Origin of the sequence: Rhodovulum strictum, from assembly GCF_009649175.1 — a bacterium.
GTDB classification, from domain to species: domain Bacteria; phylum Pseudomonadota; class Alphaproteobacteria; order Rhodobacterales; family Rhodobacteraceae; genus Rhodovulum; species Rhodovulum strictum.
Genome location: NZ_WJPO01000007.1, coordinates 1 through 20,578, shown reverse-complemented (window position 1 = coordinate 20,578; position 20,578 = coordinate 1). Strand labels below are relative to the sequence as shown.

Annotated in this window: 20 protein-coding genes; 18 read left to right on the top strand and 2 right to left on the bottom strand. The window is 68.2% G+C overall.

What is annotated here, in order from left to right:
- Nucleotides 1-15: 15 nt before the first annotated feature.
- Complete coding sequence (locus GH815_RS06425) at nt 16-696, bottom strand: hypothetical protein (protein ID WP_153747936.1); 681 nt, start codon at nt 694-696, stop codon at nt 16-18.
- A 485-nt stretch (nt 697-1,181) separates the two neighbouring features.
- Between GH815_RS06425 and GH815_RS06420 the strand changes: the two genes are divergently transcribed.
- The 7 genes from GH815_RS06420 to GH815_RS06390 all read left to right on the top strand — a co-directional run bounded on the left by GH815_RS06420 (nt 1,182) and on the right by GH815_RS06390 (nt 8,277).
- Complete coding sequence (locus GH815_RS06420; RefSeq protein ID WP_153747935.1) at nt 1,182-2,474, top strand: AAA family ATPase; 1,293 nt, start codon at nt 1,182-1,184, stop codon at nt 2,472-2,474.
- Nucleotides 2,475-2,484: 10 nt separating this feature from the next.
- Nucleotides 2,485-3,606 carry a ParB/RepB/Spo0J family partition protein gene (locus GH815_RS06415; protein ID WP_153747934.1) on the top strand — a complete coding sequence of 374 codons (1,122 nt, stop codon included), beginning with the start codon at nt 2,485-2,487 and terminating at the stop codon, nt 3,604-3,606.
- A gap of 444 nt (nt 3,607-4,050) precedes the next feature.
- Nucleotides 4,051-5,565: a malonate--CoA ligase gene (locus GH815_RS06410; RefSeq protein WP_153747933.1), complete on the top strand. Its 1,515-nt coding sequence runs from the start codon at nt 4,051-4,053 to the stop codon at nt 5,563-5,565.
- Nucleotides 5,562-6,542, top strand: coding sequence for a quinone oxidoreductase family protein (locus tag GH815_RS06405; RefSeq protein WP_153747932.1), 981 nt, complete (start codon nt 5,562-5,564; stop codon nt 6,540-6,542). The genes GH815_RS06410 and GH815_RS06405 overlap by 4 nt, the downstream gene beginning before the upstream one ends.
- Nucleotides 6,543-6,572: 30 nt before the next feature.
- Nucleotides 6,573-7,280, top strand: a complete 708-nt coding sequence (locus GH815_RS06400; RefSeq protein ID WP_153747931.1) for a class I SAM-dependent methyltransferase — start codon at nt 6,573-6,575, stop codon at nt 7,278-7,280.
- Between the two features lie 231 nt (nt 7,281-7,511).
- The gene (locus tag GH815_RS06395) at nt 7,512-7,775 is read left to right on the top strand and encodes a YjhX family toxin (protein WP_153747930.1); all 264 of its coding nucleotides are present in this window, start codon (nt 7,512-7,514) and stop codon (nt 7,773-7,775) included.
- Nucleotide 7,776: 1 nt separating this feature from the next.
- Nucleotides 7,777-8,277 carry a GNAT family N-acetyltransferase gene (locus tag GH815_RS06390; protein ID WP_153747929.1) on the top strand — a complete coding sequence of 167 codons (501 nt, stop codon included), beginning with the start codon at nt 7,777-7,779 and terminating at the stop codon, nt 8,275-8,277.
- Between the two features lie 67 nt (nt 8,278-8,344).
- Here GH815_RS06390 and GH815_RS06385 read toward each other — a convergent pair whose 3' ends face one another.
- Nucleotides 8,345-9,058, bottom strand: coding sequence for a DUF1428 domain-containing protein (locus GH815_RS06385; RefSeq protein ID WP_153747928.1), 714 nt, complete (start codon nt 9,056-9,058; stop codon nt 8,345-8,347).
- 100 nt (nt 9,059-9,158) lie between these two features.
- Between GH815_RS06385 and GH815_RS06380 the strand changes: the two genes are divergently transcribed.
- The 11 genes from GH815_RS06380 to GH815_RS06330 form a co-directional block, all read left to right on the top strand.
- Nucleotides 9,159-9,623: a MarR family winged helix-turn-helix transcriptional regulator gene (locus tag GH815_RS06380; protein ID WP_153747927.1), complete on the top strand. Its 465-nt coding sequence runs from the start codon at nt 9,159-9,161 to the stop codon at nt 9,621-9,623.
- Between the two features lie 661 nt (nt 9,624-10,284).
- A complete protein-coding gene (locus GH815_RS06375) occupies nt 10,285-10,884 on the top strand; it encodes a hypothetical protein (protein ID WP_153747926.1) in 600 nt (199 codons plus the stop codon).
- 43 nt (nt 10,885-10,927) lie between these two features.
- A complete protein-coding gene (locus tag GH815_RS06370; RefSeq protein WP_170290304.1) occupies nt 10,928-12,289 on the top strand; it encodes a 3-deoxy-D-manno-octulosonic acid transferase in 1,362 nt (453 codons plus the stop codon).
- The gene (locus tag GH815_RS06365) at nt 12,286-13,347 is read left to right on the top strand and encodes a glycosyltransferase family 4 protein (protein ID WP_153747924.1); all 1,062 of its coding nucleotides are present in this window, start codon (nt 12,286-12,288) and stop codon (nt 13,345-13,347) included. Before GH815_RS06370 ends, GH815_RS06365 begins: the two co-directional genes overlap by 4 nt.
- Nucleotides 13,348-13,446: 99 nt before the next feature.
- A complete protein-coding gene (locus GH815_RS06360) occupies nt 13,447-14,148 on the top strand; it encodes a class I SAM-dependent methyltransferase (protein WP_153747923.1) in 702 nt (233 codons plus the stop codon).
- Nucleotides 14,148-14,876, top strand: coding sequence for an FkbM family methyltransferase (locus GH815_RS06355; RefSeq protein WP_153747922.1), 729 nt, complete (start codon nt 14,148-14,150; stop codon nt 14,874-14,876). The genes GH815_RS06360 and GH815_RS06355 overlap by 1 nt, the downstream gene beginning before the upstream one ends.
- Before the next feature lie 3 nt (nt 14,877-14,879).
- Nucleotides 14,880-15,635, top strand: coding sequence for a glycosyltransferase family 25 protein (locus tag GH815_RS06350; RefSeq protein WP_153747921.1), 756 nt, complete (start codon nt 14,880-14,882; stop codon nt 15,633-15,635).
- Nucleotides 15,632-16,669: a glycosyltransferase gene (locus GH815_RS06345; RefSeq protein ID WP_153747920.1), complete on the top strand. Its 1,038-nt coding sequence runs from the start codon at nt 15,632-15,634 to the stop codon at nt 16,667-16,669. Before GH815_RS06350 ends, GH815_RS06345 begins: the two co-directional genes overlap by 4 nt.
- A gap of 4 nt (nt 16,670-16,673) precedes the next feature.
- Complete coding sequence (locus GH815_RS06340) at nt 16,674-17,426, top strand: glycosyltransferase family 25 protein (RefSeq protein ID WP_153747919.1); 753 nt, start codon at nt 16,674-16,676, stop codon at nt 17,424-17,426.
- A 371-nt stretch (nt 17,427-17,797) separates the two neighbouring features.
- Entirely contained in the window at nt 17,798-18,694 is an 897-nt protein-coding gene (locus tag GH815_RS06335; RefSeq protein WP_153747918.1) for a lysophospholipid acyltransferase family protein, read from the top strand.
- 91 nt (nt 18,695-18,785) lie between these two features.
- The coding region (locus GH815_RS06330) for a methyl-accepting chemotaxis protein (RefSeq protein ID WP_170290303.1) at nt 18,786-20,578 on the top strand (1,793 nt) is incomplete at its 3' end.

Sequence of the window (20,578 nt, the reverse complement as noted above, 5' to 3'; positions counted from 1 at the left end):
CGCAGCCGCGGGCCGTCAGCCGACGATGCGCACATCCCTGACGCTGGGATCGACCCGGCGCAGCGCCGACAGCAGCTTTTCCTTGAGGTTCGTGGCGACATAGCTTGCGTGAAACCGCGTGGGCGCGGCCAGGGTCAGGGCATTGGCCTCCAGCCCCGCATCGCTCAGCGCATGGAACCAGGCGCCATAGGTTGCCGGATCCTCGGCATGCAGCCAGGCCTGCGCCGCCGCCCAGACAGAGCCATCCGCCATCGGCACGGGCACGGCGCGCAGCGGCACCACGTTCGACCCCCCCTGCCCCGCCGCGGCCGCCGGGTCCAGCCGCGCCATGAAATCCTCGCCGATCAGCGGCCAGGCCGGGCGCGTGTCATCCAGCATGCGGTTCAGGTCCATCCCATAGGTGCTGACCCGCCCGCGCGCGCCCTGCCGTTTCAGCACCAGCCAGCCCCGCGCCCGCAGCCGCGCCATCTCGCGCTTTACCGTGCGCTCGTCCACCGACCACAGCCGCGCGATTTCTCCCTGCCCCATCGTCAGCTCGTCGCGCTGCCAGTTGTAGCGCGTGGTGATCAGCGCCATGACCCGCAGCACCTGCCGCTGCACATGCTTGTCCTGCGACAGTCCGAACGCCATCAGGGCCGACAGGATGTCGTACTTGCGCGATGCGGCCTCGCGCCCGACGGGCCGGGCAAGCTGCATGTCTCTCTCCTATCCATCCCCGTCCGCGTTCCGGTCGGGGCCTGCCTCGGGTTTGCTGGCCGTGATCCGGCTCTTGGCGGGCGCGGCGCCGATACTCAACGCTCTTCGCTCCATGCCGGTCATTAGCGTCCGCCTTTGCGATTCTGTCAAGGGCACTGGCTTGGGGGCGGTTCCCCGATCCAATTCCTTTCCGGAGGAAAAGGGTATCAATGGTAAAGGGGGTCGCATAGGGTGACCCCCATTCCGCAGGAAATGTCCCCCCAACATGCGGTGGGGGCAAGCCATCTGTCCCCCAATATGCCCGCCTTGGACCGAGGCGCCCCCCCCTGCCCTCCCCCCGGGCGATTCGGGCCGATCCCCCTTGCCGCAGGGCCGGATCTTCCCCGCGGGGAAGATCTGATCCGATGATAACTTCGGTTTTGCATTCGTGGCAAGTTCGGCGTATTTGGGAAACAGGCAAGAATTTACGTTCCAAAGAGGCGAGTATGTACACACATGAGGATCTGACGCGATTGCAGGCCCAGTCGCTCAAGATGCAGGGCTGGATCCGGCAGCAGACCTTCAGCCCCGAGAACCAGAAGACCCTGCGCCGGTTCTCCTCCTGGGAGGTGGCGGAACTGATCTTCCGCATCAACCAGTCCACCTTCCGCGGTCGGCTGGCGGCCGAGCCCGACCTTCCCGGCGGGGAAGTCGAGCCGGACGGGCGGCAGCGCTGGTTCAGTCTCGACGAGATCAACGCGCTGCGCCGCAAGATGAAGATCAACCGCAAGACCCTGATGCCCCCCCGCCCGGCGGGCAAGCGGGCGTTCCGGGCGGCCATCGCGAACTTCAAGGGCGGGGCGGGCAAGTCGACGGTGGCGCTGCATTTCGCCCATGCCGCGGCGCTGGATGGCTATCGGGTGCTGCTGGTCGATTTCGATCCGCAGGCGACGCTGAGCCATTCCATGGGCCTGACCGACGTGGCCGAGGATTACACCGTCTGGGGCATCATGGCCCGCGACCTGATCCGCGAGACGGACCGGATGAACACCGCCGTCACGGGGGCGGCCAGCGGCACCGCCCTGCCCCGCCGCCAGATCCCGGCCTCGATCCGCGATCTGGGTCTGGGCGAGTTGCGGCATGGCGACTTCATCAAGCCCACGGCCTGGTCCACGATCGACATCGTGCCCTCCTGTGCCAATGCCGCCTTTGTCGAGTTCGCCAGCGCGCAGTATCGCCACCTGAACCCGGAATGGTCGTTCTTTGCCGCCGTGTCGCGCTATCTGGACGGGCTGGGCGACGACGATTACGACTTGGTGCTGTTCGACTGCCCGCCCGCCATCGGCTATCAGTCGATGAACGCGGTCTTTGCCGCCGACATGCTCTATATCCCGTCGGGCCCCGGCTATTGGGAATACGACTCGACCACCAGCTTCATCGGGCAGTTGGCCGAGGCGCTGGAGGATCTGTCGGGTTTCGGTCCGACCTTCCCCGCGGGGAAGGTTTCGCTGCCCAAGAGCTTTGCCGAGATCCGCTTTCTGATGACCCGCTACGAGCCGGGCAACGACCTGCACCGCGCGATGTTCGACGCCTTTCGCAAGGTCTTTGGCCCGCATGTCGCCGAGCATCCGATCGAGATGACGCGCGCGGTCGAGCAGTCGGGCCGCTTTCTCTCGTCGGTATACGAGATCGACTATCGCGAGATGACGCGCGAGACATGGCGCCGGGCGCGGGCCAGTTTCGACCGCGCCTATGAGGAATTCAGGGGCAGCATGCTGGCTGCCTGGGACCGGATCTGAGGGGGCCGCGATGAGCAGGAAACGCCGCATGTTCGACATCGACCTGCCCGAGGGCAGCATCGCCGATGGCGCCGAAACCTTCCCCGCGGGGAAGGTCGGCGATGCCCCGGCCCGGCGCGGGCCGATGGCCACCGCCATTTCCGAGACCGTCACCTCGACCCTGGAGCGGCAGGAAATCGAGTCGCAGATCCGCGCCGAGAACGACGCGCTGGCGCATGAACATGTCCGGCTGAAGCGGCTTGGGCTGGTCATCGAGCTGGTGCCGCTGGAGCTGGTCGAGATGTCCAAGCTGGTGCGCGACCGCAAGGCGGGGCCGGATGCCGAGCTTGCCGACCTCAAGGCGTCGATTGCGGAACTGGGCCTGTCGAACCCGATCCGGCTGGAATCGCGCGAGGATGGCCGCTACGAACTGATCCAGGGTTATCGCCGGCTTGCGGCCTATCGCGAGCTTCTGGAGGAGACAGGGGATACCGCCCGCTATGCCACCATCCCGGCTGCCGTCACCCAGCCCGGCGAGGATCTGGAGGCGCTCTATCGCAAGATGGTCGACGAGAACCTGGTGCGCAAGGATATCTCGTTCGCCGAGATGGCCATGCTGGCGATCGACTATGCCGCCGATCCGGGTACCGCGGTCAGCGACCCGGAAAAGGCCGTCGCGGTGCTGTTCAAGTCGGCGGGCTACCAGAAGCGCAGCTATATCCGCGGCTTCATGACGGTGGTCGAGGCGCTTGGCGAAGACCTGACCTATCCGCAGGGCATCCCGCGTGCGCTGGGGCTGACGCTGGCCCGCAAGCTGGAAGAGGTCGAGGGGCTGTCCGGCGCGATCCGGGCCGAACTCAGGGATTGGGACAACCGCTCGCTGGCGGATGAACTGGGCGTGCTGCGCCGCTTTGCGGGCGAGCCCGAGCCGGATCAGGGCTGGGACGAGCCCGGCGCGGCCCGGCCCGCGACCCGGCCCGAGAAACCCGCAAAGGCCAGGGCGAGCTTTCAGTTCGACCGGCGCGAGGGGCGGGCCAAATGCGTGGCCGGGGTCGGCAAGCTGGAGATCCGGCTGGACCGCGACTTTACCACCATCGACCGGCGGCGGCTGGAACAGGCGGTGCGCCAGATGCTGGACCAACTGGACGGGTAGGGCCGGAATCTTCCCCGCGGGGAAGGTTTTTGCGGCGCTGTCCCGGTGGGTAGCGGGGCAGGGCAGGGGCGTTTTCAGTTTGATGTGTCATCGGTAAACGACCATTTGATTGCGCGGGCAAGGCGTTTGCCGGGCGCGCGGAGGGCCGGTTTCCTGCGCTTCGGGGCGGAACAGGGTCTTTTCGGACGGGGGAAAGGGGGGTCCGAAAGGGCCGCAGATGGCACCCCCGCATGTGATCCGCGAAACGGACAGTTCCTGCGGATTTGATGCACAGGCCCGTTGATACCGGGCGCGGCCATGGCGACCCACGGATCCTGCGATTCCGGGCCGACAGGGCAAGGGGCGCATCCGGGGGAACCTGTTCGTGCTCTTGCCGATGCGGGCCGATCCTGCTCAACAGACGGGGGCGGCAGGTCTGCGCCGCCCGAACAGGAGGTCCGACCGATGGCCAACCCGCTTTACGATGCGCTGTTCGCCCCGCTTGCGGGGCAGGAGCGGCCCTTTCTGATCCTGCCCGATGGCAGCGCGGTCAGTGCGGACGGGTTTCACCGGATGATCGCGCGGTTCGGCAATGCGCTGCGGGCCATGGGCCTTGCGGCGGGCGAGCGGATCGCGGTGCAGGCGTCCAAGACACCGCAGATGCTGGCCTGTTATGGGGCCGCGGTGGCGACGGGGGCGGTCTTCCTGCCGCTGAACCCGGCCTATACGGCGGATGAGCTGGAATATTTCGTCACCGATTGCGGCGCCCGGCTGCTGCTGGTCGATCCCGACCGGGTGGCGGCGCTGACCCCGCTGGCCGAACGGCTGGGCCTGCGGCTGGAAAGCCTGGGGCCGGGCGGCAGTTTCGATGCGCTGGCGGATGCCGGGCCCGACAGCCTGACGCCCGAGCCGCGCGGGCCGGAGGATCTGGCGGCGCTGCTATATACCTCGGGCACCACGGGGCGGTCCAAGGGCGCGATGATGAGCCATCGCAACCTGTTGTCGAACGCGCGCACGCTGGTCGACCTGTGGCGGTTCACCGAAGCCGATGTGCTGCTGCATGCCCTGCCGATCTTTCACACCCATGGGCTGTTCGTGGCCAGCAACGTGGTGCTGCTGTCGGGCGGGCAGATGATCTTTCTGCCGAAATTCGACATCGAGCAGGTTTTCGCGCTGCTGCCGCGGGCAACGGCGATGATGGGCGTTCCGACCTTCTACACCCGGTTGCTGGACGATCCGCGGCTGGGGCGCGGAACGGTCGGGCATATGCGGCTGTTCGTGTCGGGCTCGGCCCCGCTGCTGGCGGAAACCCATCATGCCTGGGCCGAGCGCACGGGCCATGCGATCCTGGAACGCTACGGGATGACCGAAACCAACATGCTGACCTCGAACCCCTGCGACGGTGCGCGGCGGGCCGGGACGGTGGGGCTGGCGCTGCCGGATGTCGATCTGCGGATCGTGGACCCGGAGACCGGGGCGGAACTGGCGCCGGGCGAGACCGGCATGATCGAGGTGCGCGGGCCGAACGTGTTCCAGGGCTATTGGCAGATGCCCGAAAAGACCGCGGCCGAGTTCCGCCCGGACGGTTACTTCATCACCGGCGATCTGGGCGTGATCGACGATCAGGGCTATGTGACCATCGTGGGCCGGGCCAAGGATCTGATCATCTCGGGCGGCTACAACGTCTATCCCAAGGAGGTCGAACTGGTGCTGGACGAGATGCCGGGCGTTCTGGAAAGCGCGGTGATCGGCCTGCCCCATCCCGATCTGGGCGAGGCGGTGGTGGCCGTGCTGGCCGCGGCCGGGGCGGGGCCGGACCCGGGCGCGATCCGGGCGGCGCTGTCCGAAAGGCTTGCGCGCTACAAGCAGCCCCGGGAATATGTCGTCCTGCCCGAACTGCCGCGCAACGCCATGGGCAAGGTGCAGAAGGCCGAGTTGCGCAAGACCCATGCCGACCTGTTCAGAAGGACAGCAAGATGACCCAGACCCGCGCCATCATCTTTGAGACCCCCGGCGGCCCCGAGGTGCTGAAACTTGTCACCCGCGAGGTGGGCGCGCCCGGCCCGGGCGAGTTGCGCATCCGCCATCATGCCTGCGGGCTGAACTATATCGACATCTACCAGCGCTCTGGCGTCTATCCGATGCCGCTGCCGCAGGTGCCGGGCATGGAAGGCGCGGGCGTGGTCGAGGCGGTGGGCGAGGGCGTGACCCATCTGGCCGTCGGCGACCGCGTGGCCTATGCCGCCGCGCCCCCGGGCGCCTATTGCGACGTGCGGGTGATGCACGCGGCGCAGGTCTGCCGCCTGCCCGACAGCATCGACTTTCGCACCGCCGCGGCGATGATGTTGCAGGGGCTGACGGTGCAATACCTGTTTCACCGCACGGTGCCGCTGAAATCCGGCGATACGGTGCTGTTTCACGCGGCCGCGGGCGGCGTGGGGCTGATCGCCTGCCAATGGGCGCGGGCGATGGGCATCAGGCTGATCGGCACCGCGGGCACGGACGAGAAATGCGCCCTTGCGCGCGCGCATGGCGCGGCCGAGACGATCAATTACGAGCGCGAGGATTTCGTTTCCCGCGTGCGCGACCTGACCGAGGGGCGCGGCGTCGATGTGGTGATGGATTCGATCGGTGCGGCGACGTTTGACCGCTCGCTCGACTGCCTGCGGCCGGTGGGCATGATGATCAGCTTCGGCAATGCCTCGGGCAAGGTGCCGCCCTTCGATCTGTCCATCCTGGGCGCCAAGGGCAGCCTGCAACTGACGCGGCCGACGCTGTTCACCCATATCGCCCGGCACGAGGATTGTCAGGCGATGGCGGCGCAACTGTTCGGGATGGTCGAGACCGGCAAGGTCGCGATCCGCATCGGGCAGGAATTCGCGCTGGCCGACGTGGCCGAGGCGCATCGCCGGATGGAAGCCCGCGCCACGACCGGCAGCACGATCCTGCTGCCCTGACGCGGCGGGGGCAAGGATGCGGGGCCGCGGATGAGGCTTTACGACGAATTGTCCGACTGGTGGCCGCTGATGTCGCCGCCCGCCGACTATGCCGAGGAAGCGGCCGGCATTGCCCGCCTGCTTGATCCGGGCCGGTCGGGGCGGCGGCTGCGGGTGCTGGAACTTGGTGCGGGCGGCGGTCATCTGGCCTGGCATCTGAAGCACGGCTTCGAGATGACGCTTGTCGATTGCGCGCCGCGCATGCTGGATCTCAGCCGCCGACTGAACCCCGACTGCCGCCATGTGCCGGGCGACATGCGCAGCCTGCGGCTGGACGAGCGGTTCGATGCCGTGCTGATCTTTGACGCGATCAGCCACATGGAAGGGCTGGACGATCTGAAGGCCGCGCTGGCCACGGCGCGCGCGCATCTTGTGCCGGGGGGTGTCGGGGTGTTCTGCCCGGATGCGACAATCGAATGTTTCGCGCCGCAGACCAGCCAGGGCGGAAGCGATGCCGGGGGCCGGGGGATGCGTTACATGGAATGGGTGCGCATGGGGTCGGACGGTGCCTCGTGCGAGACGGATATCGTCTATCTTCTGCGCGCGGCGGACGGGCGGGTGCTGGTTGCGCATGACCATGCCCGGTTCGGCCTGTTTCCCCGCGCGCTGTGGTGTGCCGCCCTGGATGAAGCGGGGTTCGAGGCCGTTTCGGTCGAGACGCAGGCCGGGCGCGACGTGTTCACGGCCCGGGCGCGCTGAGGGCGTGTCGTCCGGCACACAGGTGGCGGCGTTTCGGCGCCGCGGGGTTGTTCGCCGGGGGCGGGTTTGCTAGCGATTGCGGCGGGTGACGGCGCTGGTCGTTGCCCGTTTGATGGAGACTGGATGTCAGAGCTTGTGTGACAAGGCTCTCCGATCCGCGGAGAGCCCTGTGAAGTGAACCGGCCGGGTGCCTGTGCGCCCGGGTAATTCCGTTTGCCACACGAGACTTCCATGAATATCTCACGACCCGAACAACGTGCGCTGCACGTTCTGGCCCTTGGTGGGCGCATCCTGCACGAACGCGACGGTGGCCCCAGGGTGATCGCCGTGACCTGCGTGACCCGCGAGGGGATGATCCTTGCCGGGTTCGACCTGGTCCTTTTCAACCGGCTGCGGCGGAAACGGCTGATCGAATCCCGCTCGGGCAGCCCTTATCGCATCTCGAAACGCGGCCGCCTGTCGGTGCGCGCGCAACTTGACAATCAGGGGATGTAACATGCTGATCCGAAACGAAACCGAAGGCGACATCCCGGCAATCGGCGCGCTTGTCACCGAGGCGCTGGGGCTGCTGGCAGAGGCCACCGGAACCGAGGCGCGCATCGTCGAGGCGTTGCGGGCCGAGCGCGCCCTTGTGCTGTCGCTGGTGGCCGAGGAGCGGGGCGAGATCCTCGGCTATCTGGCGGCCTCGATGGCGCGGATCGGGGCGCAGGAGGGCTGGGGGCTGATCGGGCCGCTGGTCGTGCGGCCGTCGCGGCACGGGCAGGGGATCGGCTCGGCGCTGATGGCCGAGGCGCTTGCGCGGTTGCGGCTGAATTGCCGCGGCGCGGCGCTGGTGGGCGATCCGGGCTATTACGGCCGCTTCGGTTTCCGGTGCTTCGCCGGTCTGGGCGTCGCCGGCTGCCCGCCGGAGGTGGTTCAGGCACTGCCCTTCGACGCCAGCACGCCCTGCGGCGAGCTGATCCACCACCCGGCCTTTGGCCTGAGCCAGACGGGGTGAAAGGGGGGCGGCCCCGCCCGCTGCGGGACGGCCGGGATGGGACGGTCGGCGGCGCGGCGGGGCCCGCTCAGGTCTGGACCACGGGAACGAACCCGCCAACGATCATGCGCGTCATGTCGAAGGGGCAGGTCCGGGCGTCGAAGCGGGGATCGGCGTAGATGCGGGCATTGCCCGCATCGCGCGCGGCGCGGTCGGGCCATTGCACCCAGGAAAACACGATGGCCTCGTCGGGCCGTGCCGCGACGGCGCGGCGAAAGTCGGTCAGCTTGCCGTCGGGCACATGGGTTTCCCAGCATTCGGCGATCCAGACGGCGCCATGTTCCATGAAGATCGGGTCGCAGAACCGGCCGAAGGCTTCGAACTCGGCCCTGGCGGTTCTGGGCACCGGGATCACGAAGCCGTCGAAGAACCCGCCCGGCTGCGGCGCGCCCAGTTCCAGCACGGGTTCGAAATGCCCCCAGATCACCCGCTTGCCGTCGAAGGGCATCGGGTTCGTTGCCGGGTCGATCCGGGGATCCGCCATGGCGGTTCGCATCGCCGCGTCCTGTGTCGCCGTGTCGGGCCAGCGATAGAAGGAGAAGACCACGGTTTCATCGGCCGTGGCCAGGACCGATCCGTGGAAGGACGGGCCATCGCCCGCCTGCATGTCCTCGCCCCATCCTTCGAGGGCCGAGGCCAGCCCGTGATCGTGGAACGCCTCTGCCGCCAGTGCGGCGTGGCGGATGAAGGCGTCGCGATTGGCGGTCGGAACGGCGGCGATGAAGCTGGTGATGCAGGTCATGGGGCGTCTCCCTTTCATCCTGTGCAGTCGGCGCTGTCGGGAAGGCGAGGATCGGTCTGGCGGGGTTGCGGAGGCCATGGAACTTTGATATCAAAATTCCATGCCCGGAACAACCCCCGACCTGCTGCCCCGCGACACCGTCCTGCATATCCGCGACACCTGTCTGTGCCTGGCGGTGCAGCGGGCGGCGCGCAGGCTGGCGCGGCGGTTCGATACGGTGCTCAGGCCCTATGGCCTGACCAATGGCCAGTTCTCGCTGATGGTGGCGCTGAACCAGCCCGACCCGCCGCCGATGGGACGGCTGGCGCCCTTTCTGGGCATGGACCCGTCCACGCTGACGGCCGCGGTCAAGCCGCTTGCCCGCCGGGGGCTGTTGACGGTCGAGCCCGACCCCGGGGATCGCCGGTCGCGCCGGTTGCGCATCACGCCCGAAGGGGTCGCGCTGATGCGGGAGGCCGCCGAGGCCTGGCGGCAGGCCCATGCCGAGCTTGACGCCGCGCTGCCGCCCGATCTGCCCGCCATGCTGCGCGCGGGGCTGGCCAGGGTCGCGGCCATGCCCGCCTAGCGGCGCCTGCGCGGTGACGCTCTCGCCCTTGATCCGCCGAGCGGTGCGTTCGCTGAAGCCCGCGCGGGCGGCCTCGACGATCTGGCGGCGTTCGTCGCCGGTCAGTTTGCGATGGCGGTGCATGTGAAGTATACGTTCCTATTTCTTGCCAACTTCCTCCAAGCCCCCCGCCTCCCAGCCTCGGCGGAGGCGGATCAGGGGCTTGGAGTCATTTCGTTGAGGCATGGGATTGGGGCTGGTCGCTGGGTTGCAATGCAGAAGGCACGGCGCAGAAGGCGTTGAGCGTTGCGCGCGGGACGCGGCGCAAAGGACGCGGGACGCGATGCAGGTAGCGCGCAGCAGAACGCGCGGGACGCTATGCAGGGCGCAAGGGACGCGCTGCGCAGTGCATTGTGCATCCTGCGGGAAACGCGCCCCTCAGGCCGCCAGCGCTGCCGCCTGCGGGCGGTGATGCGTTTGCATATCGGGCTGCGGTTGCGCACCGAAGCAGCCAGCCGCGCCTGACGCTCCTCCGCCATGGCCTTGGGGAAGCGCTGTCGGCGGCGCAGATGGCTTGACCACCGCGCCGCAGAATGGGATGACGACGGATTGCCCTGGCAGGCAGGGCATCCGGGCGGTTGTGGGTCGCCGGGAATGGAATGGTCGGTTCGGAAGACGGCGCATGACGGTTTCGCAGGTCACGGGTTTCCTGCTCGCGTTTCTGGCGGGAATGATGGTGTACTGGCTGGCGGTGGGGATGCCCGCCTCGCTGACCGAGGAAGAGGGCCCGATCGAGGTATGGTCGTGCAGCGTGCTGTTCATCGCCGCCGCGGCGTCGCCGCTGTTGATCCCGCCGGGGCAATGGCTGCGCTATCTGTACCTGCCCTTCTCGTTCTTCCAGCTTGGCGCGCGGGAATTTCCGGGCGATCTGTGGATCTTCGACGAACGGGTGCTGACGGAAAGCTTCTATCGCGACCAGGGGCTGTCCCTTGCCGCATTTGTGGGCGCGATCTATGGCGCGGTCGCGCTGTGGTCGCTTTTCGCGGCGCTGCGCTGGGGGGTGCCGTGCCTGTGGAACGGGTTGCGCGACGGGCGCCGCTGGGCCGGGTTCCTTGCGCTGGCCTCCGGCGCGGTGGTCGTCGCACTTGGAACCGAGGCGGTCCTGAAGGCGGGGCTGGCCGGGGCCGACTGGCGTTATGGCCTGCATCTGCTGGAGGAGGGCGCCGAGGCGGTGTTTGCCCTTGCGCTGTTCCTTGCGCTCTATTCCGCGTGGCGCAGCTAGGCGGCAGGCCGCGTCGCGGCACAGGACGGGGAACGGACCGGGCATGAGGACCAGCACAGCGGTCTTGCGGGCATATCTGGCGGCCAGCGCGATTGCCGATCCGGTCTATCTGTGGCTGCGCAACCGCCGGCTGGCCAGCGGCAAGGAACTGCCCGACCGGGTGGGCGAGCGGCAGGGTCGTGCGACGCTGCCGCGGCCGCCGGGGCGGGTGGTGTGGTTTCATGCCGCCAGCGTGGGCGAAACGCTGTCGCTGATGGATCTTGTCCGGCGGCTGCTGGAGGAGGACCGGGCGCTGACGGTGCTGATTACCTCGACCACGGTCAGCTCGGCGCGGATGCTGGCCGATCTGCTGCCCGAGCGCGCGGTTCACCAGTTCTCGCCCTTCGACACGCGGGCGGCGGTGCGGCGCTTTCTGGATCACTGGCGCCCCGATCTGGCGGTCTGGGTCGAAAGCGAGCTTTGGCCGCGGCTTCTGGCCGAGACCGACCGCCGCGCCATTCCGATGCTGCTTGTCAATGCGCGGGTGTCGGACCGGACGGCGGCGCGCTGGCGGCGCTGGCCGCGCACGGCGCGGGCGCTGCTGTCGCCGTTCCGCGCCATCCTGGTGCAGGAGGACGCAACCGCCAGCGTCATGCGCGCGATCGGCGTTCCGGCCGGGCGGCTGGCGGTGACGGGCTCGATCAAGGAAAGCCTGCCGCCGCTGGCGGCGGACCCCGACGCGCTGTCGACGATGCGGGCGGCGCTGGGGGGGCGGGCGTGCTGGCTGGCCGCCTCGACCCATGCGGGCGAGGAGGACATCCTGGCCGAGGCGCATGAGCGCGCCTTTGGCCGCGGCGCCGGGCGGGCGCTGCTGATCGTCGCCCCGCGCCATCCCGAGCGCGGCCCGGCGATTGCCGAGGGGCTGGCCGCGCGGGGATGGGCGGTGGCGCTGCGCTCGGCCGGGGCGCTGCCGGGGGCGGGCACCGAGATCTATGTTGCCGACAGCATGGGCGAGATGGGCCTGTGGTACCGGCTTTGCCCGGTCGCCTTTGTCGGCGGGTCGCTGGTGCCGGTGGGCGGGCACAACCCCTATGAGCCGATCAACCTGGATTGCGCGGTGCTGCATGGCCCGCATGTGTTCAACTTTCCCGGCATCCATGCCCGGCTGGCCGAGGCCGGTGGCGCAATCGCCGCCGCGACCGCGGACGAGATCGCCGCGCGGCTTGTGGAACTGGGGGACGCGCAGGCGCGGGCCCGGATCACCGCCGCCGCGCGCCGCGTCCTCGACGCCCGCCCGCCCGCCGCCGAAGCGGTGCTGGCCGCGATCCGGGGGCAGCTTGGGCTTGCGCCGCGCGACGGCCGGGGCGACAGGACGGTTGCACAGGCCAACCCGGCAGCGCCGCAAACCGAAGGGAGCCGCAGATGATTTCGGTGAACGTGATCGACGTGATCGTGCCGAATTTCAAGCGTCGGCTGTCGGGGGTGACGGCGACGGTCGTCCGGCTGGCGCCGCTTCAGGCGCGGATGATCCCGCTTGCGGTGGCGGCCCCGTCGATGCCGCCCGACATCCCGCAGGTGCCGCTGTGGTCGCTGCCGCTGATGTCACGCCGCGGGCCGTCGGGCTGGCGGGTCTGGCACGCCCGGCGCAATGTCGAGATGATCGGCGGCCTTGCCCTGCGCCATCTGCTGGGCAAGCGGCTGCGGCTGGTCTTTACCTCGGCGTCGCAGCGCCACCATACCGGCCTGACGCGCTGGCTTATCCGGCGGATGGATGTGGTCATTGCCACCTCGGAAAAGACGGCGGCCTATCTGGAACGGCCGGCGCGGGTGATCCGTCACGGCATCGACAACACGACCTTTTCGCCCGCGGCCGACCGGGGCGCCGTGCGCGCGCGGCTGGGCCTTGCGCCCGATGGCCTGCTGATCGGCTGCTACGGGCGCATCCGGGCGCAGAAGGGTACCGATCTTTTCGTCGAGGCCGCGCTGCGGCTGTGCGCGGCGTTTCCGGACCTGCGCGCCGTGGTGATGGGCCGGGCGCAGCCCAAGGACGCCGCGTTCCTGGACGACCTGCGCCAGCGAGTCCGCGCGGCCGGGATGGAGCACCGCATCCTGTTCCGCGACGAGGTGCCGGTCTGGGAGATGCCCGACTGGTACCGCGCGCTGGATGTCTATGTCGCGCCGCAACGATGGGAGGGTTTCGGCCTGACGCCGCTGGAGGCGATGGCCTGCGGCGTGCCGGTGGTCGCGGCCGATGTCGGTGCCTTTCGCGAACTGGTGGCCGAGGGCGAGACGGGCTTTGTGGTCGATGCCGGTTCGGCAGAGCGGCTGGAACGGGCCGCGGCGGAACTGCTGGCCGACCCGGCCCGGCTGGACCGCTTCCGCGCCGCCGCGCGGACCCATGTCGAACGCCAGTTCGACATCCATACCGAAGCCGGGGCGCTGGTTGCGATCTATCAGCGGTTGTTGGCCGAGGAAGATGCGTGAGAGACTCGGGCAAGGTCTCGGTTGGCCCTTGGCGGGGCACGAACTGGCCGCTAATAGGTACAAACGGCAAGAGGTTCGTCAGGCAGAAGGCCGCCCGCCATGGACTACACCTATGTCCCGCCTCCCGTGCCCACGCTGGAGCGCTGGCGCAAGCTGACCTGGGCGCATCCGGGACAATCTCTGCTTCGGATGCTCGAATACGAACGGCTCGCATCGGTGAGATTGTCGGGCCGGGTTCTGGACATGGGCGGTGGCAGGAACGCCGACTACCTGCCGCTGCTGCCTGAAGGGGTCAATCTGGAGTCCGTAAACATCGACCCCAGGATTGAACCCACCCATCTGGTGCAGCCGGGTCAGCCGCTGCCGCTGGCCGACGACAGCTTCGACGCCGCGATCTGTTTCAACACGCTGGAACACATCTACGACGCCATGGCCGTCCTGAAGGAACTGCACCGCGTCGTCCGGCCGGGCGGCGAGGTGCATGTGATCGTGCCCTTCATGTTCCGTATCCACGGCCACCCGGACGACTATTTCCGCGCGACACCCAACTGGTGGCGGGAAAGCTTTGGACGCACCGGGTTCTCGGCGCTGCTGCTTTCGCCTCTTGTCTGGGGCAGGCGCTCCACCGCAGCTGTGGTTCCGGGTCTGTACGGGCCATCTCCGCGGTTTCGGATGCACCTCGCCATGCTTCTGGACGTTCTCACAGCCAAGCTGCTGTTGCGCGGCACCACCATCTCGGGGCGCCGCGGCGAAAGCATCTGCGGAACCTCTCCGGGCTGGTACATGATCGGAACCAAGTAATGACTGCGCCCGCGCCAAATGCTCCGAAGTCGCCATTCCGCAGTCTGCGCCTTGCCTGGCACCGCATCACCGGGCGCAAGACCACCACTCTTGACGGCCTGAGGCTTGTTTGTGATCCGGCCAGGGTGCACCGCTCGGTCGCCACCGCCATCATCAAAGGGAGCTACGAAGCGCCCGAACGCTGCCTGGTGCGCGCTGCGCTGCGGCGGGGCGACAAGGTGGTCGAGATCGGCGCCGGCGTGGGGGTCGTGAGCCTGCTTTGCAACCGGCTGGCTGGGGTTGGCAACGTAACCTCTTTCGAGGCCAATGCTGCTCTGGAACCGGTGATCGTCGAGAATTTTGCGCTGAACAACATCACCCCGCGACTTCGGCTACGTGCTGTGACAGTAGACGGCGCGCCGATCACGTTTTTCCGAAACGAGAACGTGGTGTCGTCCTCGGTCTACGACCGCGGGCTCCAGGCTCAGCAGGTGACTGTCCCAAGCGACCCTATCAACCGCGTGCTGATGGACGAAGGTGCCACTGTCCTGGTGATGGACGTCGAGGGCGCCGAGATAGACCTGTTGCGCGCTGCTGACCTGTCCGGTCTGCGCGAGGTGATTGTGGAATTGCACCCCCACATTGTGGGTGATGCGCCGACGCAGGCGATGATCGACGACGTCTGCGCTCGGGGATTCGCGGTTGTCGGACGCATACAGAAGAACATTCGCTTCAGCAGGGTAAGCTAGTCCATGTGGCCCGTCCACGTCATCAACCTGGCCGAAAACACCGCCCGGCTAGCCGCTGTCAGCCGGGTGTTCGGGACGCAGGGGGTGGCGTTCCAGCGGATCGAGGCGGTGAACGGCTGGAAGCTGTCCCCCGATGAAATCGCCGGGGTCTACGACGCCCGACGAAACGCACGCGACGGGCGCCAGCCGCTTGTTCCCGCCGAGATCGGTTGCTACCTTTCGCACATCAACGCCTGGCGGTGCATCGCCGAGGGGCCCGCACCGGGGGGCTTCGTCTTCGAGGATGACTTCGACGCCACGCCCGACCTTGCGCGGGTGATGGAGGCGCTGTCCGTGGATGAGGTGGGTGACTGGGACATGGTCAAGCTCTTCACGCTCGACCCGACCGTTTCGCTGGGCGGGGGGCGTGAGCTGGTGCATGGGTTCCGCATCGGCATTCCGTACCGGGTGCCGACCTGCCTGATCGGTTATGGCCTGACAAAGGCCGCAGCAGCCGGTTTGGCGGCGCGAGCGCTGCCGTTCTTCCGCCCTGTGGACGAAGACCAGAAATTCGTCTGGGAGACGGGCTTGCGTGTCGCCCTGGTTCTGCCGCCTCCGGTCGTTCTGGGCGACCAGCAAGCCATCACCGGCACCGTCGGCCGCGCCCGCCGAGAGGGCCGGCGCAAAGGGCTGGGACAGCTGCTGCACAGGCTGGGTTACAACCTGCGTTACCGCCGGGCACTGGCCCGACACCGCGCCCGCGAGGGGTGGCACACATGACCGCCCGGCGCGTGCTGCACTTCCATTTCGGCAAGGAGGGAGGAGCCGAGCGGTTCTTTGTCAATCTCGCCCAGGCACTGGCTGCACGCGGCCTGGAACAGCGCTTCGTCATGCGACCTAACCGGACCTGGGAGGCTGAGATAGCTGAACTGGGGCCAGTGATCCGCAACAATTTCAGCCGCGTTTCGCCCATGTCGCTGGTAGCCCATGCCCAGGTGGAATGGCTGGTGCGGCGCTGGCAACCAGATGCCGTCATGGCATGGATGCCGCGGGCCGGACGCCTGATGCATTCCTGGCCTGGCGTGGTCAAGCTGGCCCGGATGGGTGACTTTCCGAAGAACCTGAAGCACTTCGGCCACTGCGACGTGCTTGTTGGCAACGTTCCTGGCATTGCCCGCCGCTGTCTGGACCTTGGCTGGGAGCGGCCGGTGCTGACGATTTCCAACTTCGCGCGCGAAGTTGTACCGCAGCCGGTTTCCCGTGAGAGCCTGGACACACCCGCAGATGCCTTTCTGGTCGCCGCCAGCGGCCGTTTCGTGCCACACAAGGGCTTCGACGTGCTGATCCGCGCAATTGCCCGGTTGCCCGGCGCCTGGCTGTGGCTTCTCGGAGAAGGCGAACAGCGCCAAGCCCTTGAGGACCTGGCCCGGAAACTCGGGCTGGCCGACCGAGTGCGCTTCACCGGCTGGGTGGCCGAGCCGATCCACTTCATCGCGGCGGCGGATGCCTTCGTCATGCCCTCACGCCACGAACCGCTGGGCAACACGCTCCTTGAGGCCTGGGCTGCGGGCGTCCCCTCGGTCTCGACCCGATCCGAGGGCCCGGATTGGTACATGCGCGACGGCATCGACGGCATCCTTGCCGCGATTGACGACGATGTCGCGATCAGCGCGGGCCTGGCGCGCATTCGGGACGACAAGGCCCTGGCTGCATCCTTCGTCTCGAATTCCCGTGCCCGGCTGGACGAGTACTTCAGCAAGGACGCGGTGGTCGACGCCTATCTGCGCGTCTTCTCCGGCAACTTTGGCGGCTAGGTGAATGCGGGCGCTCGTCATCAACCTTGCCTGCGAGACCGGGCGGCTTGCGTTTCAACGCGAGCAAGCCGCGCGGCTGGGGCTGGACCTGGAAGTGGTGCCCGCCGTGACGGTCGCCGACCTCTCTGCGCGGAGTGAGGATCTGTCATGGGAGCGTTGGCAGCGCCCCCTGCGCGATGTCGAGAAGGCAACCCTTCTCTCCCACCGTGCGGCATGGCGGCGGGTGATCGCCCTTGGGGTTCCCGTCCTGATTCTGGAAGACGATGCCTGGCTGATGCCCGGGGCCGCCCGACTTGCCGCGCAAGCTGCCGGGTTGACCGGGGTCGAGCATCTGAGCCTGGAGACCCGTGGCCGCAAGAAGCTCATCGGCGCGCCACATCCGAAACTCGCTGGGATTCGGCGCCTTTGGTTGGACCGAACGGGTGCGGCGGCCTATCTGCTGCGGCCCGAAGGCGCGTGTAAGCTGATCACGCGGTCTCAGGCGGTTCCGGCGCTTGCCGATGCTGTCCTGGTCGAAACACCCGGCCTGCGGCGATGGCAGGCGGCACCCGCGCAGGCGATCCAGATCGACATGGCTGCGCGCTACGGGCTGGCGCCGCCTATCGACGTCGCCAGCGCGATTTCGTCGGTGGCGCGCCCCAGTCGCGGCACCATTTATCACCGGATGCGCCGGTTGGCCTGGCAGGTGCGAATGGGACTCGCGATGTCACGTCCCGGCACCGAGCGGATCGAGCTGTACCCTGCCATCGCGGGTTAGGCCCGCCTTTAGAGATGCCGTAATCGGGCGCGTCGCGGATCGGCACGGTCATGGCCTGTCGTAGAGGCTGGAGAGGGGTGTCTCTGCCCTTGGTGCGCATTGCGTGTCGACGGGATCGTGCCGCTGCGGCCTGGTTCTCGACGAAGGCGGCAAGGTCGCGAGGGAAACCGGGGTCGACAGCGAACCGGAGGCGTTGATCGCCCGCGGCCGAGGCGGTGCTGGCCGCGATCCGGGGGCAGCTTGGGCAGCAGGGGCGGGGATAGGGGGGCGGACCCTTGCGGCGCTGGCCGGGCCATGGCAGACCCCGGAGCGTCGTGATCCATTCCGGCAGGTGGACACGGCGCGGCCGCGACAGGACAGGAGCGCACAGCATGGCCAAGGCGGCGCAGGACGCGCCCTTTTCGCTGCGGGAAAGGCTGGAGGATGCCGCCGTCGCGCTGGGGCTGGCGGGGTTGCGGCGCTTGCCGTTCCGCTGGCGCGTGCCGGTCGCGGGCTGGCTGACCGCGCGGGTGGCGGCGCCGGTCCTGGGGATGCGCCGACGGATCAGGGACAATCTGGATCTGGTCTGTCCCGGGCTGGACGCCGCCACGCGCGCGCGGCTGGAAATCGAGGTGCCCGACAATATGGGCCGGTCCTTGATCGAGCTGTTCTCGCCCGCCGATCTGCTGCAACTGGCCGGGCAGACGCCGTTCGAGGGGCCTGGGCTGGCCGCGCTGGAGGCGGCGCGGGCCAAGGGCCGGGCGGTGGTCGCCGTGTCGGGCCATTTCGGCAATTACGACGTGTTCCGCGCGGGGCTGATCCTGCGCGGTTTCGATGTGGGGGCGCTGTTCCGGCCGATGAACAACCGGCTGTTCAACGCCCGCTACGAGGCCGCGATCCGCGCCACCGGAGAGCCGCTTTTCCCGCGCGGGCGGCAGGGGTTCGCCGCGATGGTGCGGCATCTGAAACAGGGCGGGCTGCTGGCGCTGCTGATCGACCAGCATATGGGCCATGGCGCGCGGCTGCGCTTTTTCGGCCGCCCGGCGTTCACCGCGCTGTCGGCGGCGCAGATGGCGCTGAAATACGATGCGCTGCTGGTGCCGATCTATGCGATCCGCCAGCCTGACGGGCTGTCCTTTCGCGTGGTGGTCGAAGAGCCGGTGCCGCATTCGGATGATGTGACGATGACCCAGGCGCTGAATGACAGCCTGGAGGCCCGGGTGCGTGCGCATATGGGCCAGTGGCTGTGGACCCATCGCCGCTGGAAGGAACCCCGCACACGGGCCTGAGCCGCCCGGACGCGCCTTAACCGCCTGTAAAGGCAAGGCGCGCTACGACCTGCGCAATTGTCCAACCCGATTGCATCCGGTGCAGGTAACGATGTTCAAGGCTCTGCTGGAATTCCCGATCCGCTATCGTCTGCCGTTCTCGAACGCGCTTGTCATCCTTCTGGTGACGGGGCTGATGGGTCTGGTCGCCTATCAGCAGGCGGCGCATGAGCAGAAACACGATGCCGAGCAACGGATCGAGTTCGTCGCGCGCGATCAGGCGGCGCGCATCGAAGCCTGGATCGAGCAGATCCGCGCCCAGCTGATCGCCGACGCGGCGAACCCGTTCAGCAGCGAATCGATCCTGGACTTCCGCCAGGCGCTGGCGGGGCCGCCGGACGCGATGGCGCGTGCCCGGGCGGCCTATGTCACCGAAAACCCGAACCCGTCCGCGCAGGATCTGGACGATGCGCGGGACGGCACCAGTTACAGCGCGGCGCACAGGCGCATCCATCCGGTGATGCGCGAGACGCTGCAAACCTTTGGCTATTATGACATCTTCCTGTTCGATCCGGCCGGGAACCTGGTCTATACCGTCGTCAAGGAGTCCGATTTCGGCGAGAATTTCGCAACCGGCCCGAATGCGGAAACCGGGCTGGGCAGGGTCTTTGCCGCCGCGCTCAAGGCCCCGCCGCGCAGCGTGATCGCCTCTGATTTCGAACCCTATGCGCCAAGCGCGGGCGCCCCGGCGGCGTTCATGGCCGCGCCGGTCTTTGCCAATGGCGATGACCGGGTCGGGGTGCTGGCGATCCAGCTGCCGCTGGACCGGCTGTCCGCGCTTGCCACGGCCGCGGCCGGGATCGGCACGCTGGGGGACATGTTCATCGTCGGATCGGACGGGCGGGCGCGCACGAATTCGCGCTTTGCGGGCCGTTTCCAGGTGTTCGACGCGCTGCCGGACGTGCCGCATATCCGGGCGCTTCGCTCTGGCTCGACGGGCTATTTCCACGGTGTCGCGGGTGTGTCCGGGGCCGAAAGTCTGGTGCTCAGCCTGCCGCTGGCGCTGGACTGGGCGGACTGGACCCTTGTGGCGGAACTGGACAAGGCCGAGTACATGGCCGGTCTGGCGCGGTTTCGCGACAGGATGATCCTGATCGCGGCCATCGCGGTGGTGCTGGCAACCGCGGTAAGCCTGGCCGGGGCGCGCACCATCACAAGGCCGCTGGCAAGTTTCGTCGAGTCGATGAAGCGCGTGGCCGGTGGCGATTACAGCACCGCCGTTGCCGTGGCCGGCCGCCGCGACGAGATCGGAACGCTTGGCCGCACGCTGGTCGAATACCGCGACAAGCTGGCCGCCGCCGAAGAGGCCGAAACCCGGCGCGAGCGGGACCGGGCGGCGCAGGAGATCGTCACCCGCAAGCTGGACGAAGCCATGAAGGGGCTGGCCGAGGGGGATCTGACCTGCACGCTGGAGGAACGCTTCCCCTACGGGTTCGAGCCGATTCGCGCCAATTACAACAAGACCCTGACGACGCTGCGCGAGATGCTGATGGCGGTGGTCGAAAGTGCCGACCATATCCACGCCCGCGCCGAGGAAATCGGCACCGCCTCGGACGATCTGTCGCAGCGCACCGAGAACCAGGCCGCGACGCTGGAGGAAACCGCCGCCGCGCTGGACGAACTGACCGCGAGCGTGCGGGCGGCGGCCGACGGTGCGGCCGAGGTCGAGCGGGTCGTGTCAGCCGCGCGCGGCGATGCCGAGGTCTCGGGCCGGGTGGTGAGCGATGCCATTGGTGCGATGTCAGAAATCAAGCGGTCCTCGGACGAGATCGGCCAGATCATCGGCGTGATCGACGACATCGCGTTCCAGACCAACCTGCTGGCCTTGAACGCGGGCGTCGAGGC